This is a genomic window from Shewanella sp. DAU305 (genome assembly GCF_026802235.1).
GTDB classification, from domain to species: Bacteria; Pseudomonadota; Gammaproteobacteria; order Enterobacterales; family Shewanellaceae; genus Shewanella; species Shewanella baltica.
Genome location: NZ_CP113808.1, coordinates 1,343,466 through 1,359,994, shown reverse-complemented (window position 1 = coordinate 1,359,994; position 16,529 = coordinate 1,343,466). Strand labels below are relative to the sequence as shown.

Here is a 16,529-nt window from a genome sequence, read left to right as displayed (position 1 = left end):
GTGATTTCAGCTCATCACACTCAATGGAGACACATTAAACCCGCCTTAAGACAATCGGGGTTTAGCTTATCCGAACTGATGATTGCCATGGTATTAGGGCTGATCATCATGATCGCTGTGATCAATTTCTTTGCGCCACTTAAGGCCACCGTTGAGGAAAGTAAACGTCTAGAAAATGCCGCTGACGCCTTAAGATACGCCACGCTAACGCTCAGTAAAAGCATCAAACAGGCTGATAACGTCGCAAATGTATCGGCTAACGAACTCGTCTTAAGCACGCGCGCCTCCGCAAGCCAACCAAGTATTAGCTGTTTAGGCCAAAGTAAAACCGCTGATTATATTGAAACATTTAGCTTTATGGCACCTAACTTATCCTGCAACGATGGTGATGGCGCGCAAACACTCCTCACCGGGCTAGAAGCGGCTCACTTCTCTCAAGCTGGTGAACTCGTCAGTATCAATCTGAAGCCCTTAGCTTTGCCGACGCAATATGGTCAGGGTATTAGCTTGCAGGTCGCACTGCGTAAACCCCTTTGGCAACAAGCCATTAATTCACAACAAGTGCCATAGGCACAAGGAAGCACGGACATGCACACGGGACGTTCATTTGCTCACGCTTCGCCACCTCGCGGCAGTATCAATAAGCAAAAGGGTGCAGTGTTACTTATCGTCTTAGTCTTCAGCCTATTAGCCAGTTTATTAGTCGTGACATCATTGCGAGATAACTTAGTACAAGAGCGACTGAGCGGGAACTTCCAGAAGCAAGTCAATGCGCAACTCACCGCCGAACAAGGCATGTATGAAAGCTATAACACCCTCAAAGCGACTTTAATTAAAGCGCCTCAAAGCACGGCGGCCTCCTTAAATGACAGTCTGCCAAAGAGTGCCTCAGGCAGTATCGACAGCAGCGCCTATACGTTGACAAAAACCGTGACCCCGAGCGCCGAACTCAGCGTCAACAGCACTGGGCAACACTTAGAAGGTCAGGCCAAACTCAATGCACTCTTCGCTCTAAAAGGCGCAAAGGGCAATAACATTTTTAACGATGCCATCGTTTCCTGCGAGAGCCTCAATCTTACTGGTAGTAGCACAATCGATGGTTATGACTCACGAAAAGGCGCCTACGGCGATAGCTTCAATAATGATCAAGGCAACAGCCAACTCAATAAGCACGGCAAAGGCAATGTGACGACGGTTGAACCGAATGCCGATGTAACCTTGTCGGGCAATTCGCCGATTTACGGCGATGTCAGTGCAACGGGAAATGTTACATTGACAGGCTCATCTTCATTAATGGGCAATATTCAGAGCAATAAAGATGTCATCTTAGGCACAGGTACTGTCGGGGGGAATATCGCTGCGGGTCAGAATTTCGAGCTAAAGAACAGTGGGACAGTTGAAGGCTCAGTGCAAGCCAATAACAACGCATCAACGGCTCCCGGTGCCAAAGTGAATGGGACGCTTCAATATGGCGGTGATGGCAACTTCCATCAAAATAGCAGCATTGGCCAAGCAGTGAAACAAGTGCCTAATGTCCCTCCCGTCCCCACTAAGTCCTGTGATCCATTAGATATTGGTGCCGTAATGGGAGGGTTTAAAATGCCCAACAATGGCGCGAGAACAATTGCATCAACCCAGAATGTCACCCTTTCCCCAACGGGTTCGACTGCGAGTTCAGGTAACAGTAATGCGTTTCCAGCACTGTCCTCAAGCTCCGAAAACATCTTCGGTTCTGAAACCCCAGTATTTAATCTCGACAGTTTAGTCATGAGTAGCGATGGTGTATTAAACATCAGCGGTGGGGATGTCACACTGATCATCAATGGTGACTTTAAAATGAGTGGCGCAAACCAACTCAATATCGCCCCAGGCTCAAGCCTAACGCTATTTGTGAATGGTGAGATTTCCTTTACGGCGGGTACCAATAACGGTAATAGCATTAAAAGCCAAACCCTAACCAGCAGCAATAAACCGCCGTTAGCGATTTATTCGAGTTCAAATAAAGATGTTACTGTCAGTGGAAGCGTGCCGATTTACGCCGCGCTTTATGCGCCTAAATCCAAAGTCAATCTGCCCGGTGGCCCCGAAATCTTCGGCTCAGTAAGAGGAAAATCCATCACCGCCACGGGCAATGGCAAGATCCATTATGACAATGCCCTAGGCGAAGCCGATTTGGGCAGTGACAATGCCATTCCACCCGCGATATTGCTTAAAGGTTGGCAATATTTATAAACTTGAATTATTGGCCGTATCCCATATACGGCCAAGTACAACACACCTCATCAGCAATAAACTCACCGCTTAAATTTCAAACTGAGAGTTAGATCACTCGCAAAACTTTGATCCGGATCGACTATCGCTTGTAATACCTCTTGTGAGGTATACCCACATTTTTTATCAGGTCTAGACTCGCCAGTATCAGCACTCGGTTGCTCTCCTTTTTAATATTAAGCAACCGAGTTAACGCCAATACAGGTCAGCCCTTATGAGTCAGGAATACCACGTCACCAGCCTTGTGGTGCATGCCGCGCCTAAAGTCTTACAGCAGGTTGAAGCCAATATCCGCTCATTATTGGGCGCCGATATTCATGCGGTTACGCCCGAGGGGAAATTGGTTGTCACCCTCGAAGGGAGTAGCCAAAGGGCGATACTCGACAATATTGAAGCCATCAATGCCCTGTCGGGCGTGTTATCTGCCAGTTTGATTTACCACCAAGTCGCACCTTTAGAACAAGAGAGTGAGGAAAGATTATGAGCATAAGCCGCCGCGAGTTTCTCAAGGCCAACGCAGCGGTTGCCGCCGCAACAGCCGTTGGTGTCACGCTTCCCATTAAAATGGTTGAAGCCGCCGAACAGCCAGACAATATCAAATGGGATAAAGCCCTTGCCGCTTCTGCGGTGTGGGTTGTAGCGTATTAGTCGGCACCAAAGCGGGTAAAGTCGTTGCTACTAAGGGCGATCCTGAAAGTCCAGTCAACCGTGGCCTTAACTGTATTAAAGGTTATTTCCTCTCAAAAATCATGTACGGCAAGGACAGATTAACCACGCCCTTGCTGCGGATGAAAGACGGCAAATACCATAAAGAAGGCGAGTTCACCCCAATCAGTTGGGATATGGCCTTTGATACTATGGCGGCTAAATGGAAACACAGTCTCGCCACCAAAGGCCCGACGTCTGTAGGTATGTTTGGTTCAGGTCAATGGACTATTTGGGAAGGTTATGCCGCCTCTAAACTTCATAAAGCAGGTTTCCTTACCAACAATATCGACCCTAACGCACGCCACTGCATGGCCTCTGCCGTAGGCGGCTTTATGCGCACCTTCGGTATCGATGAACCCATGGGTTGTTATGACGATTTAGAAGCCGCCGATCAGTTTGTGCTTTGGGGCGCGAACATGGCCGAGATGCACCCAATTCTATGGGCACGTTTATCCGATAGACGTTTAAGCAGTCCAACTTGCCGCGTGCATGTGCTGTCGACCTTTGAAAATCGCAGCTTCGATTTAGCCGATAATCCTATGGTGTTCCGCCCGCAATCGGACTTAGTGATCCTCAACTTTATTGCCAATTACATTATTCAAAATAACGCGGTTAATACCGACTTTGTCACTAAACACACTAAGTTTGCCTTAGGCGTTGACGATATCGGCTATGGCCTGCGTCCAGATCATCCATTAGAGAAAAAAGCCAAAAATCCAGGCAATGGTAAATCGACACCGATTAGCTTTGACGAGTATGCCAAGTTTGTCAGCACATATACGCTGGAATACGCGGCTAAGATGAGTGGTGTGGAGCCCGAGAAATTAGCAACCTTAGCCAAGGCCTATGCCGATCCTAACGTTAAAGTGATGAGTCTGTGGACCATGGGCATTAACCAACATGTTCGCGGCGTGTGGGCAAACAACATGCTCTACAACATCCACTTACTCACGGGCAAAATTGCTACACCGGGTAACAGTCCATTCTCGTTAACGGGTCAACCTTCGGCTTGCGGGACTGCCCGTGAAGTGGGGACGTTCGCCCATCGTTTACCCGCCGATATGGAAGTGACCAACGACAAGCACCGCGCCATTACCGAAAAGCTATGGCAAGTGCCTGCTGGGACGATTCCCGCAAAACCTGGCTACCATGCCGTACTCCAGAGCCGTATGCTCAAAGATGGCAAGCTCAACTGCTACTGGACCATGTGTACCAATAATATGCAAGCTGGCCCTAACATCAACGATGAAATCTATCCGGGTTTCCGTAATCCAGAAAACTTTATCGTGGTTTCAGATCCCTACCCAACCATCACAGCCATGGCGGCGGATTTGATTTTGCCAACAGCAATGTGGGTCGAAAAAGAAGGAGCTTACGGCAATGCCGAGCGCCGTACTCATATGTGGCATCAGCAAGTAAAAGCCCCGAAGGCGCAACCTCAGATCTGTGGCAACTAGTCGAGTTTTCAAAACGTTTCAAAGTCTCCGAAGTCTGGCCAGCCGAACTGATAGCCAAACAACCGGAATACGCGGATAAAACCTTATATGAAGTGCTATTTGCCAATGGCGTGATCGACAAGTTCCCCACATCCGATTGCAAAGCCGAATTAAACGATGAGAGCGAACACTTTGGTTTCTATCTGCAAAAAGGCATTTTTGAAGAATACGCCACATTCGGTCGTGGTCACGGCCATGATCTAGCTGACTTTGACCGTTACCACGAAACCCGCGGCCTACGCTGGCCAGTCGTTAATGGCAAAGAAACCCTGCGCCGTTTCGTTGAGGGGAGCGACCCTTATGTCAAAGCGGGTGAAGGCTTTAAATTCTATGGCAAGCCAGATGGTAAAGCGGTGATCTTCGCCCTGCCCTACGAACCCGCCGCCGAAGAGCCGAATAAAGAATACGATCTGTGGATGTCGACTGGCCGCGTGCTGGAACATTGGCACACAGGCTCGATGACAGCCCGCGTACCTGAGCTTTACCGCGCCTTTCCCGACGCGCAGATTTTTATGCACCCAGAAGATGCCAAAGCCCGCGGTGTACAACGCGGTGATGAAGTCATAGTCGCATCACCACGGGGTGAAGTAAAAACTCGTGTCGAGACCAAAGGCCGTAACAAACCGCCACGCGGCGTGGTATTTATGCCTTTCTTCGATGCACGCCAGTTAGTCAACAAACTGATATTGGATGCGACCGATCCCCTGTCAAAAGAAACTGACTTTAAAAAATGCCCAGTGAAAGTCTTCAAGGCGGAGAATAACCAATGAGAAAAATACTCACCTTAACTGCGTTACTCGTCGCCATTACCGGCTGTTCCGGTCAGCAAACCGACACCAATGCAGCGCCAGTTAATATTCAATCCCTCGCAGGAAACATGGCGATCACCGACATTCGCCCAGCCGATGCCATGGCGATTTATCCCAATCGCGGCACCGCCATTGAGCGCAGCTTTAGCGAGCAACCACCGCTCATCCCACATAAGGACGATTACAAGATCACCTTAGATAAAAATGGCTGTCTAAGCTGCCATAGTTGGGACAAAGCAAAACGCATGAAAGCCACGCCTGTTGCTAAGTCCCATGTGATTGATGATAAAGGCACAGTTAACGGGCATAACTATTTCTGTACTCAATGCCACGTCGCTCAAGCCGAAAACAAACAACCACTCGTGGAGAATCAGTTCTCAGACAAGTAAATCACCTTCCCCTGCAAAGCAAAGCCACCCGAATTTATGAGGGTGGCTTTTTTGCTATTTAAGCGTCCTATCCTAATGAGTAGGCTTAGAGCCAGCAATGAGTATTCAAGTAAATATAAGACTAAACGTCTATCGCTGGTTCAGCGTCCGTTGCTGAACAGTGCTTTCACCAAGGAAGGGATTGAGCAGAAGTTAAAACGGCGAAGTAAGAATCGAGGGACATGAAGATAAGAGCAGAATCTAAAGCGCAGAAAAGTAAAACCCAGCCTAGGCTGGGTTTACTTGTTGTTTTGCTTTATGCAAATCACCCGCTGGAGCCGTTTTAGTTACTTGCGCCGCTTTTGCTTTTTGCACATCTTTTGCCACAGGCATAGCCGCCTGCCACAAAGCACCTACCCACAGACTTGAACTTGATTTCATCGGTATTCCCCTGTTTTGTTAACAAGGTCAAAGTAATACTTAGACTATCATTAGTAAAATGAATAAATTCCATAATATGGATTCCATTTGAGCATGAACATCCCAATCAAGACCTTACAGTGTTTTCTGACCTTAGTGGAAACTGAAAATTTTACCCGCGCCGCGCAGAAATGTTTTATCACCCAGCCGACACTAAGCAAAATAATCCAGAGACTTGAAGAAAGCCTTGGTGAAACCTTGCTGATCCGGAATAACCAAAAGGTTGAGTTAACTCAAGCTGGTCAGCTCTTTGAGCACAGTGCACGGGAAATCCTCGGCCAATGGCATAGACTGCAAGAGGACATGAGTAACCTTAGCGGTCTCAAATCGGGGCGGTTGCGACTGGGTGTATGTCCTATGATGAGCAGTCTTATTATTGGTTTGCTCACTAGCTATCGTAAGCGTTATCCGGGAGTTGAACTACACATGTATGAGTACGGTGGATTCGGCTGCGAACAAGCATTGCTCAATAACAGTCTCGATATCGCCTTTACCGCGCTACCCACGACCCATGAGACAGAACTCGTCAACCAACCCCTGACTAAGTACCCTTTACTCGCATGCCTGCCCGAGGGACATCCCCTAGCCGAGAAAGACCACTTAAACTGGCAGGACTTCCAGCCCTATCCTTTTATCCTCTATAACGAAGACTTCTCCCTCGCTAAACTGATTAATCGCCTCAGTCGCAAAGCAGGTGTTCAACTCAATATAGCCTTTCGCAGCGGCCAGTGGGATTTCCTCGCCGCCATGGTCGAAGCCGATATGGGCGTCGCTATTTTACCTGAGCCTATCTGCAATCGATTAAGCACCAGCAAACTGGTCTTTAAACCTATGCAGCCCGCAATGACATGGGATCTGGCGCTTATTTGGCGCCAAAGTTTACCTTTAACACCGGCAGCCAAGGCCTTGCTCGAATTGAGTAAACAAAAAACTGAACGCTGAGAAGATAAAGCAAGAACTAATACCAATCACATTATTTTAAACAACGGGATACGAAACTTCGTCAGCCGTAGCGGGTGATTACAGTTGGATCTATCCCATAAAAAAACCGCTGCGAGCCTAGAGGCCGACAGCGGTTTTTATTAGCTAACTAAATATTAGCCAAGATTAGTTAAGAATTACTTCTTAGCTTCAGCAGCTTTACGTTCTTTAACTTGAGCAACAACTTTCTCAGCTACGCTAGCTGGACATTGGCTGTAGTGTGAGAACTCCATAGAGAACTGACCACGACCAGAAGTCATTGTACGTAAAGTACCGATATAACCGAACATTTCTGATAACGGTACGTCAGCTTTAACGCGAACACCTGTCACACCAGCAACTTGGTCTTTGATCATGCCGCGACGACGGTTTAAGTCACCGATCACATCACCCACGTTGTCATCTGGGCTGAACACGTCAACTTTCATGATTGGCTCAAGAAGTTGTGGTTTAGCTTTAGCGATAGACTGACGGAAAGCGCCTTTAGCAGCGATTTCGAACGCGATTGCTGATGAGTCAACTGCGTGGAATGCACCGTCAGTTAATTCGAACTCAACGTCTAACACTGGGAAGCCAGCGATAGTACCTGTGTTCATCATGCTCGCGAAACCTTTCTCAACTGCTGGCCAGAATTCCTTCGGAACGCTACCACCAACAACTGAAGATTTGAACACGAAACCAGTGTTTGGCTCACCTGGGCGGATGATATATTCGATCTTACCGAATTGACCAGAACCACCTGATTGTTTCTTGTGAGTGTATTGATCTTCAACCATTTGAGTAATGGTTTCACGGTAAGCAACTTGTGGCTCACCTACGATCAATTCAACACCATAAGTACGCTTCAGAATGTCTACTTTGATATCTAAGTGAAGTTCGCCCATACCTTTAAGGATGGTTTCACCTGAATCTTCGTCAGTTTCTACGCGGAATGATGGATCTTCAGCGATCATCTTACCGATAGCGATACCCATTTTCTCAGAACCGCCTTTATCTTTTGGCGCTACTGCGATAGAGATAACTGGCTCTGGGAACACCATAGCTTCTAAGGTAACTGGGTGTTTCACGTCACATAAAGTGTGACCAGTTTGAACGTTTTTCATACCCACGATAGCGATAATGTCGCCAGCTTGAGCAGATTCAATTTCAATACGGTCATCAGCTAGCATTTCACACATACGGCCGATACGTTCAGTCTTGCCAGTCGCGCTGTTCAGGATGGTATCACCCTTCTTCAGACGGCCTGAGTAGATACGTACGAAAGTCAGGGCACCGAAACGGTCATCCATGATTTTGAACGCTAACGCTTTTAATGGCTCATCAGCAGAAACGATAGCGAATTCGCCAGTTTCGTTGCCTTCTTCGTCAGTTAATGGCTGTGGTTCAACTTCGTCTGGTGCTGGTAAATAATCAACAACAGCATCAAGAACCAGTTGCATACCTTTGTTCTTGAACGCAGAACCACAGTATGTTGGGAAGAAAGCCATAGTACGAGTACCTTTGCGGATACAACGCTTGATATCTTCGATAGATGGCTCTTCGCCTTCCATGTACGCTTCCATCACAGCATCGTCTTGCTCAACGGCAGTTTCGATCAGCATTTCACGGTATTCTTCAACCATGTCAACCATGTCAGCAGGTACATCTTGGATATTAAAGTTTTCTGGTAAACCAGACTCATCCCACACGTATGCTTTACGAGATAACAGATCAACAACACCAGTGAATTCGTCTTCAACACCGATTGGCAGAACCATAACCAGTGGAGTAGCAGCTAATACGTCTTTAGTTTGCTTAACTACGCGTAAGAAGTCAGCACCCATACGGTCTAACTTGTTTACGAAGATAATACGCGCAACTTCAGATTCGTTCGCATAGCGCCAGTTAGTTTCTGATTGAGGCTCAACACCGCCTGAACCACAGAATACACCGATACCGCCATCAAGCACTTTCAGAGAACGATAAACTTCAACGGTGAAGTCAACGTGTCCTGGAGTGTCGATAACGTTGAAACGGTGATCTCTCCAGAAGCAACTTACAGCAGCAGACTGAATAGTAATACCGCGCTCAGCTTCCTGTACCATGAAGTCAGTGGTAGATTCGCCATCGTGAGTCTCACCGGCTTTATGGATTCTTCCTGTTAACTTAAGGATACGCTCGGTGGTCGTGGTTTTACCCGCGTCAACGTGAGCGAAGATACCAATGTTTCTGTATTTGGATAATTCGGTCATGATTCAACTTTAATGAGTAGTTTAAGAAGTAGACGGAGTATGCGACAAATACCGACACACCGCACATCAGATTATTTTAGGCGCATATTGTAAATTGGAACCCAGCTACACGCAAATGGATAGCGCACTTTTTCACGATAAAGTCGCGTAATAATTTAGGTAAATAGCCATAAACACGAACTAAAACAGATAAGTAAAACACTTTAGCTTATTTTTCACCCAATCAATAAAAATCGTTAAATAAACCGCATTCTAATGGGATAAGGTGATTTTCAAGGGATTTCTATCATATCGTCAGTACAAACATCGAACATTAACCGATATGCATTGCTGCTGGCGCAATAATGTTAATCCTTTCTTTAAAATAAAGATGACATCATTGATTCAACTGAGTGGAAGCCATTTGCTCAGATAACGGCAAATCACGCTTGCGGAAATGCTTATTTGTCGGTGCACATTTGATTACGCCCTTGTGCTTTAGCGCGATAAAGCGCGCGATCAGCACGTTCAAAGCACAACATCATAGGTTCGTTATCGGCAAGCTTAGCAACACCAAAACTGCAGGTTAACTGCACATTGTCAGTAAATTGATAATGTTTGATCCTCTCAGCTATCCGCACACACAAGCTTTCAACTAAGGGCAAAGATGACTGCTGACAGAGGATTACAAACTCTTCGCCGCCCCAACGGGCAACCACCTCAGATTCACGCACACAGTGCTGTAGCACCTGCGACACTTGCTCAAGGATCCGATCACCGACGTTATGCCCTAGCGTGTCATTAATCTCTTTAAAGTAATCGATATCAATCATCACCAGGCACATGCCTGCTTTAGCAGATTTATCATGCTGCTCATTATTAATAAACAGGCGATTAAAGTAATGTCGGTTATACAACTTGGTCAGGGGATCATGGGTAGATAAAAACTCGAGTTCGGCATTTGAAGCCTCGAGCTGCTGTCGTAAGGTTTCGAGCTGCTGATTCTTATCGGTGAGTCTACGGTTATACTGGCTGATAAAGTAAGTTCTTGCCCCCAGCATTAGCAATAACAAACACGTCGCGCAGATAACTTGATAAACAAGCGAATAGTTAGTCTCATCTATGACAGTCACATTATTCCACTTCTGATAAATCAAGATCCGCTCCTGCTCACTCACAGCATTTAAGGCCTTATTTATCACAGGTAACAAGGACTCTTGACCATAGGCAACCCCATCCCCAACTCATCTTCTGGTCCGCCCCAACCGGCTATTTTCAAATGATTAAATCCAGTTTGTTGGATGTAGGAGTTAACCGAAAACATCGATCCCACAAACAGATCGGCACGTTTATCCAGCACCGACTGCAATCCTGCTGGCTCACTGGCAACGGTAAGCGTCTCAATTTGAGGATAATAATGCTGAATATATTCGGCTAAACGATAACCTTTTGGTACGGCTAAAGTACGCGCCCCAATATTCTCAAATCCTTGCAAGAAAGGCTGATCTTTAAGTGACACCAATACATTAGGAGAGCGGAAATAGACATCACTGAAGTGCAGATAAGTCTCTCGTATCAGGGTTTTATTCAGCATAGGGGTTAAATCACACTGCCCGCTTTGCAAAAAGTATAAGGTCTCGGTCCAAGAGGAAGTCGGCACCAGCTGAAACTTAAGGGAGGAATGCGATTCGATATAATTAATATAGTCTGACGAAATACCCAGATGTTTACCCTCTCGGATTCCTTCATAGGGTAACCAGTCAGGATCAACACAATAACGGACTGTCTGAGTCATGCTAACGCTAACGTCTTGGCCAGCAAGCTTAGCATTCGCCATCGCCATCGCTAAACGGTCAGCATGAGCCAGTAATGGCATACACATCAATAGCGGCAATAACCTCAATAAGTCACGCAATTCCATTGATAGTTTCAACCTAAAAGCAGACGCTCGATGGGGAATGTAAAAAAGTGTATACGTCAAAACCGCATAATACCAATTCCCATCATTACGAATGCGTAGCTATTATTTATCAATAGTCGGATCAAAACGCTGAAATATGTGCCTGCGCGACGCAATAATGGGTGTGTAGACTGGAAAGAAAACCTCTTGAGTGAGGAAGGTTAACGTCGCTGCAAGTGACAATTGAGGCAACGTATCACTTTTTTTCAGATTTCAGATTTGGGCTTTCAGCTTTAATGAGCCTAACAGGACGCAATGAATTGATAGTGATATCGAGGATGTACCTGTCTATAAAGATAAAGCAAACCCGCAATCGTTTTGGCAAAAGTGATATTGTCTAATATGCCGAAACGAAAAAAGCCTCTACATTGCTGTAGAGGCCTTCATCTTTATGTTGGCGGGTGAAATATCGCGCAGCGATAAGCCCATGAACGAGAGGCATGGATAATGGAATGGACCCATCCACTTTTAATCGGCCTCACAGTGGGCCACGATGTAGTCGCTAAAACTCATCAGAAAGAGGACGGGTCCACTTATGAAGATTACTACAATTGGTTTAGATATCGCAAAGTCTGTTTTTCATGCTGTTGGTGTCGATAAAGCAGGCAAGTTAATCAAAAAGAAAATGCTTAGACGCAAGGACTTACTTTCCTTTCTTGCTCAAATTGAGCCGTGTCTGATTGTGATGGAAGCCTGTGGTGGAGCAAATTACTGGGCCAGAGAATTTGAGCTGTTGGGCCATAACGTCAAGCTAATCGCACCTCAATTTGTGGTGCCTACTACAACGATGCGCTAGCCATCGCTGAAGCTGCGCAGCGACCCAACATGCGGTTTGTAAAACCCAAAAGCGTTGAGCAGCAAGATGTGCAACTGCTCCACCGCATGCGCGAACGATTAACTAAACAATCAACCGCCTTAATCAATCAAGTCAGAGGGATGTTAGCGGAATACGGCATTGTGATAACCAAAAGTAAATCGGCTTTTAAAGTACAGTTTCCAGATATTTTAGCGGATGAAACCAATGCGCTGACTACCAAAGGTCGGGCCATTTTTTATCAGTTATATGAAGAGTTTAGTGATATAGAAAAACGGCTTAAGGGTTGTGACGTTCAAGTGCTCACTGAAACTAAAAACAATGTGATTTGCCAGCGTTTAGAAACTATCCCAGGTATTGGTCCAGTCACCGCTACCGCCTTTTATGCCGCCGCAGGTGATGGTAAAGATTTCAGTAATGGTAGACACTTTTCAGCTTGGTGTGGCTTGGTTCCCAAGCAACACAGCAGTGGAGGTAAAGATAACCTCCTTGGAATAAGCAAGCGGGGAAATGCTTACTTACGTACCCTGTTCATCCACGGCGCCAGAGCTGTGTTACAGCACAGTTGTCATAAACAGGATAAATTTAGTTGCTGGGCAATCCAGTTAGCAGAACGCCGAGGTTTTAACCGAGCCTGTGTAGCCGTCGCCAATAAACTCGCGAGAATGGCATGGGTTATCGCGGCGCATGACGAAGAATATCGACTTCCAGTATAGTGCTGAATAGATTCAATAAACGTTAATAATTAACCAACCAGCAAGTTGCTAAGACACTTGAATTGATGATGAGACAGTCAGACTGATCTACTGAAAACCTTAGCTCGGCATAGGCTCATAATGAAGCCGCAAGGATGATAAGGACAGTAGAAGCAGATATCCATCAGGGCCAGAGGCATACCTCAATAACAGGCCGAATATATGGGTGCAATGAACTCTTCTCAAAATCGCTATCGAATGTCTTGCAAACCGGATGGGTCCATATATGCCGAGCTAGGCTGTTAAGCAGGAATGCTGTTCCGCGACGATTGAAATAGATAAATTCCAGATACGAAAAAGCCCTAACATTGCTGTTAGGGCTTATCGAAATGTTGGCGGAGCGGACGGGACTCGAACCCGCGACCCCCGGCGTGACAGGCCGGTATTCTAACCAACTGAACTACCGCTCCTTTAGTCTAACGTTTGCACGTTAACCTAAATTAGGCGCTTGGCGATGACCTACTCTCACATGGGGAGACCCCACACTACCATCGGCGCGTTTGCGTTTCACTTCTGAGTTCGGGATGGGATCAGGTGGTTCCACAAGGCTATTGTCACCAAGCAAATTCTGTTTATTACCGTGTCCATCTCTGGCTCACGCTAATAATAATTCGGAAAGCTGATTTGCTTTGTTTGAGTTCACACTTCATTAAGTGTCGATATTCTGTCTAAGGCTTTTCGTACGACCTCCATGGAAGGAGGAAGTGCTAGAAAATGTCTGGAACATTTTCAGTAAAACCCATCTGGGTTGTATGGTTAAGCCTCTCGAGTCATTAGTACATGTTAGCTCAACGCCTCACAACGCTTACACACCATGCCTATCAACGTCCTAGTCTCGAACGGCTCTTTAGAGGAATTAAATTCCTAGGGATGACTCATCTTAGGGCTCGCTTCCCGCTTAGATGCTTTCAGCGGTTATCGATTCCGAACGTAGCTACCGGGCAATGCCATTGGCATGACAACCCGAACACCAGCGGTTCGTCCACTCCGGTCCTCTCGTACTAGGAGCAGCTCCCTTCAATCATCCAACGCCCACGGCAGATAGGGACCGAACTGTCTCACGACGTTCTGAACCCAGCTCGCGTACCACTTTAAATGGCGAACAGCCATACCCTTGGGACCGACTTCAGCCCCAGGATGTGATGAGCCGACATCGAGGTGCCAAACACCGCCGTCGATATGAACTCTTGGGCGGTATCAGCCTGTTATCCCCGGAGTACCTTTTATCCGTTGAGCGATGGCCCTTCCATTCAGAACCACCGGATCACTATGACCTACTTTCGTACCTGCTCGACGTGTATGTCTCGCAGTTAAGCTGGCTTATGCCATTGCACTAACCGTACGATGTCCGACCGTACTTAGCCAACCTTCGTGCTCCTCCGTTACTCTTTGGGAGGAGACCGCCCCAGTCAAACTACCCACCAGGCACTGTCCCTAATCCCGATAAGGGACCTAGGTTAGAACATCAAAACTACAAGGGTGGTATTTCAAGGACGACTCCATCATGACTAGCGTCATAACTTCAAAGTCTCCCACCTATCCTACACATGTAGGTTCAATGTTCAGTGCCAAGCTATAGTAAAGGTTCACGGGGTCTTTCCGTCTAGCCGCGGGTATACGGCATCTTCACCGCAATTTCAACTTCACTGAGTCTCGGCTGGAGACAGCGTGGCCATCATTACGCCATTCGTGCAGGTCGGAACTTACCCGACAAGGAATTTCGCTACCTTAGGACCGTTATAGTTACGGCCGCCGTTTACCGGGGCTTCGATCATGAGCTTCTCTTGCGATAACCCAATCAATTAACCTTCCGGCACCGGGCAGGCGTCACACCGTATACTTCCTCTTGCGAGTTTGCACAGTGCTGTGTTTTTGATAAACAGTTGCAGCCACCTGGTATCTGCGACTCCCGTCAGCTTAGAGAGCAAGTCTCATCACCAACAAGAGCGTACCTTCTCCCGAAGTTACGGTACCATTTTGCCTAGTTCCTTCAGCCGAGTTCTCTCAAGCGCCTTGGTATTCTCTACCCGACCACCTGTGTCGGTTTGGGGTACGATTCCCACTAACCTGAAGCTTAGAAGATTTTCCTGGAAGCATGGCATCAACTACTTCAGTCCCTTAGGACCTCGTCATCAGCTCTCAGTCTGCACACTAAAGTGCGATTCCCCGGATTTGCCTAAGAAATCAACCTACCACCTTAAACGCGGACTACCAACGCCGCGCTAGCCTAGCCTTCTCCGTCTCTCCATCGCAGTTAGCGGAAGTACAGAAATATTAATCTGTTTCCCATCGATTACGCCTTTCGGCCTCACCTTAGGGGTCGACTCACCCTGCCCCGATTAACGTTGGACAGGAACCCTTGGTCTTTCGGCGAGGGGGTTTTTCACCCCCTTTATCGTTACTCATGTCAGCATTCGCACTTCTGATACCTCCAGCGTGGGTTACCCCTTCACCTTCAACGGCTTACAGAACGCTCCTCTACCGCGCACAGTAAACTGTGCACCCGTAGCTTCGGTGACTAGCTTAGCCCCGTTACATCTTCCGCGCAGGCCGACTCGACTAGTGAGCTATTACGCTTTCTTTAAATGATGGCTGCTTCTAAGCCAACATCCTAGCTGTCTAAGCCTTCCCACATCGTTTCCCACTTAGCTAGTACTTTGGGACCTTAGCTGACGGTCTGGGTTGTTTCCCTTTTGACGACGGACGTTAGCACCCGCCGTCTGTCTCCCGAGTAGTACTCATTGGTATTCGGAGTTTGCAAAGGGTTGGTAAGTCGGGATGACCCCCTAGCCTTAACAGTGCTCTACCCCCAATGGTATTCGCTCGAGGCGCTACCTAAATAGCTTTCGAGGAGAACCAGATATCTCCCGGTTTGATTGGCCTTTCACCCCCAGCCACAAGTCATCCGCTAATTTTTCAACATTAGTCGGTTCGGTCCTCCAGTTGATGTTACTCAACCTTCAACCTGCCCATGGCTAGATCACCGGGTTTCGGGTCTACACCTTGCAACTAAACGCGCAGTTAACACTCGGTTTCCCTACGGCTCCGCTATTCGCTTAACCTCGCTACAAAATGTAAGTCGCTGACCCATTATACAAAAGGTACGCAGTCACGGTCTCAAGAACCGCTCCCACTGCTTGTACGTATACGGTTTCAGGTTCTATTTCACTCCCCTCACAGGGGTTCTTTTCGCCTTTCCCTCACGGTACTGGTTCACTATCGGTCAGTCAGGAGTATTTAGCCTTGGAGGATGGTCCCCCCATATTCAAACAGGATGTCACGTGTCCCGCCTTACTCGTTTTCATCAATGGTTAGTTTTCATGTACGGGGCTATCACCCTGTGCCGCTGTGCTTTCCAACACATTCCACTAACACCCCACTGACTTAAGGGCTAATCCCCGTTCGCTCGCCGCTACTAGGGGAATCTCGGTTGATTTCTTTTCCTCCGGGTACTTAGATGTTTCAGTTCCCCGGGTTCGCCTCGCAACACTATGTATTCATGTTGCGATAACAGCTTATGCTGCTGGGTTCCCCCATTCGGACATCGTTAGCTCAAATGCTTGTTACTAGCTCGCCAACGCTTTTCGCAAGTTACTACGTCCTTCATCGCCTCTGACTGCCAAGGCATCCACCGTATACGCTTAGTCGCTTAACCATACAACCCAAATGAGTTTCAC

At 47.2% G+C, this 16,529-nt stretch carries 7 protein-coding genes, 1 tRNA gene, 2 rRNA genes and 3 pseudogenes; 7 read left to right on the top strand and 6 right to left on the bottom strand.

Translation table 11 applies throughout. From position 1 onward, the window contains the following. From OX890_RS05935 to napB, 5 genes and pseudogenes are all read left to right on the top strand, one after another. Complete coding sequence (locus tag OX890_RS05935) at positions 1–570, top strand: PilW family protein (RefSeq protein ID WP_259560246.1); 570 nt, start codon at positions 1–3, stop codon at positions 568–570. Positions 571–588: 18 nt separating this feature from the next. Next, on the top strand, positions 589–2,232 hold the full coding sequence (locus tag OX890_RS05930; RefSeq protein ID WP_268650242.1) for a DUF7305 domain-containing protein: 1,644 nt from the start codon (positions 589–591) through the stop codon (positions 2,230–2,232). Between the two features lie 253 nt (positions 2,233–2,485). Further along, positions 2,486–2,755, top strand: coding sequence for a chaperone NapD (locus OX890_RS05925; protein ID WP_006086007.1), 270 nt, complete (start codon positions 2,486–2,488; stop codon positions 2,753–2,755). Next, positions 2,752–5,245: pseudogene (napA, locus tag OX890_RS05920) on the top strand (nitrate reductase catalytic subunit NapA). The gene OX890_RS05925 and the pseudogene napA overlap by 4 nt, the downstream one beginning before the upstream one ends. Further along, positions 5,242–5,673 carry a nitrate reductase cytochrome c-type subunit NapB gene (napB, locus tag OX890_RS05915; protein WP_006086009.1) on the top strand — a complete coding sequence of 144 codons (432 nt, stop codon included), beginning with the start codon at positions 5,242–5,244 and terminating at the stop codon, positions 5,671–5,673. Before napA ends, napB begins: the two are co-directional and overlap by 4 nt. A 267-nt stretch (positions 5,674–5,940) precedes the next feature. Here the strand turns inward: napB and OX890_RS05910 are convergent, their stop codons facing one another. Continuing rightward, positions 5,941–6,093, bottom strand: coding sequence for a hypothetical protein (locus OX890_RS05910; protein WP_006086010.1), 153 nt, complete (start codon positions 6,091–6,093; stop codon positions 5,941–5,943). A 93-nt stretch (positions 6,094–6,186) separates the two neighbouring features. Here OX890_RS05910 and OX890_RS05905 point away from each other — a divergent pair, with 93 nt between their 5' ends. Further along, positions 6,187–7,074, top strand: coding sequence for a LysR family transcriptional regulator (locus tag OX890_RS05905; RefSeq protein ID WP_006086011.1), 888 nt, complete (start codon positions 6,187–6,189; stop codon positions 7,072–7,074). Between the two features lie 176 nt (positions 7,075–7,250). On the opposite strand, the gene fusA is transcribed toward OX890_RS05905, so the two are convergent. Both fusA and OX890_RS21160 read right to left on the bottom strand, forming a co-directional pair. Further along, entirely contained in the window at positions 7,251–9,344 is a 2,094-nt protein-coding gene (fusA, locus tag OX890_RS05900; RefSeq protein ID WP_107402610.1) for an elongation factor G, read from the bottom strand. Between the two features lie 440 nt (positions 9,345–9,784). After that, positions 9,785–11,244: pseudogene (locus OX890_RS21160) on the bottom strand (diguanylate cyclase). Positions 11,245–11,818: 574 nt separating this feature from the next. On the opposite strand from OX890_RS21160, the pseudogene OX890_RS05885 reads away from it, so the two are divergent. Next, positions 11,819–12,813, top strand: a pseudogene (locus OX890_RS05885) (IS110 family transposase). Positions 12,814–13,185: 372 nt separating this feature from the next. Here OX890_RS05885 and OX890_RS05880 read toward each other — a convergent pair. From OX890_RS05880 to OX890_RS05870, 3 genes are all read right to left on the bottom strand, one after another. Beyond that, positions 13,186–13,262, bottom strand: a tRNA-Asp gene (locus OX890_RS05880). 36 nt (positions 13,263–13,298) lie between these two features. After that, positions 13,299–13,414, bottom strand: a 5S ribosomal RNA gene (rrf, locus tag OX890_RS05875). A gap of 190 nt (positions 13,415–13,604) precedes the next feature. Further along, a 23S ribosomal RNA gene (locus tag OX890_RS05870) occupies positions 13,605–16,507 on the bottom strand. Between the last annotated feature and the right edge of the window lie 22 nt (positions 16,508–16,529).

Coding starts and splice junctions, on each gene's coding strand:
- OX890_RS05930 (WP_268650242.1), top strand. CDS start 589: ATGCACACGGGACGTTCATTTGCTCACGCTTCGCCACCTCGCGGCAGT.
- OX890_RS05925 (WP_006086007.1), top strand. CDS start 2,486: ATGAGTCAGGAATACCACGTCACCAGCCTTGTGGTGCATGCCGCGCCT.
- napB (WP_006086009.1), top strand. CDS start 5,242: ATGAGAAAAATACTCACCTTAACTGCGTTACTCGTCGCCATTACCGGC.
- OX890_RS05910 (WP_006086010.1), bottom strand. CDS start 6,093: ATGAAATCAAGTTCAAGTCTGTGGGTAGGTGCTTTGTGGCAGGCGGCT.
- OX890_RS05905 (WP_006086011.1), top strand. CDS start 6,187: ATGAACATCCCAATCAAGACCTTACAGTGTTTTCTGACCTTAGTGGAA.
- fusA (WP_107402610.1), bottom strand. CDS start 9,344: ATGACCGAATTATCCAAATACAGAAACATTGGTATCTTCGCTCACGTT.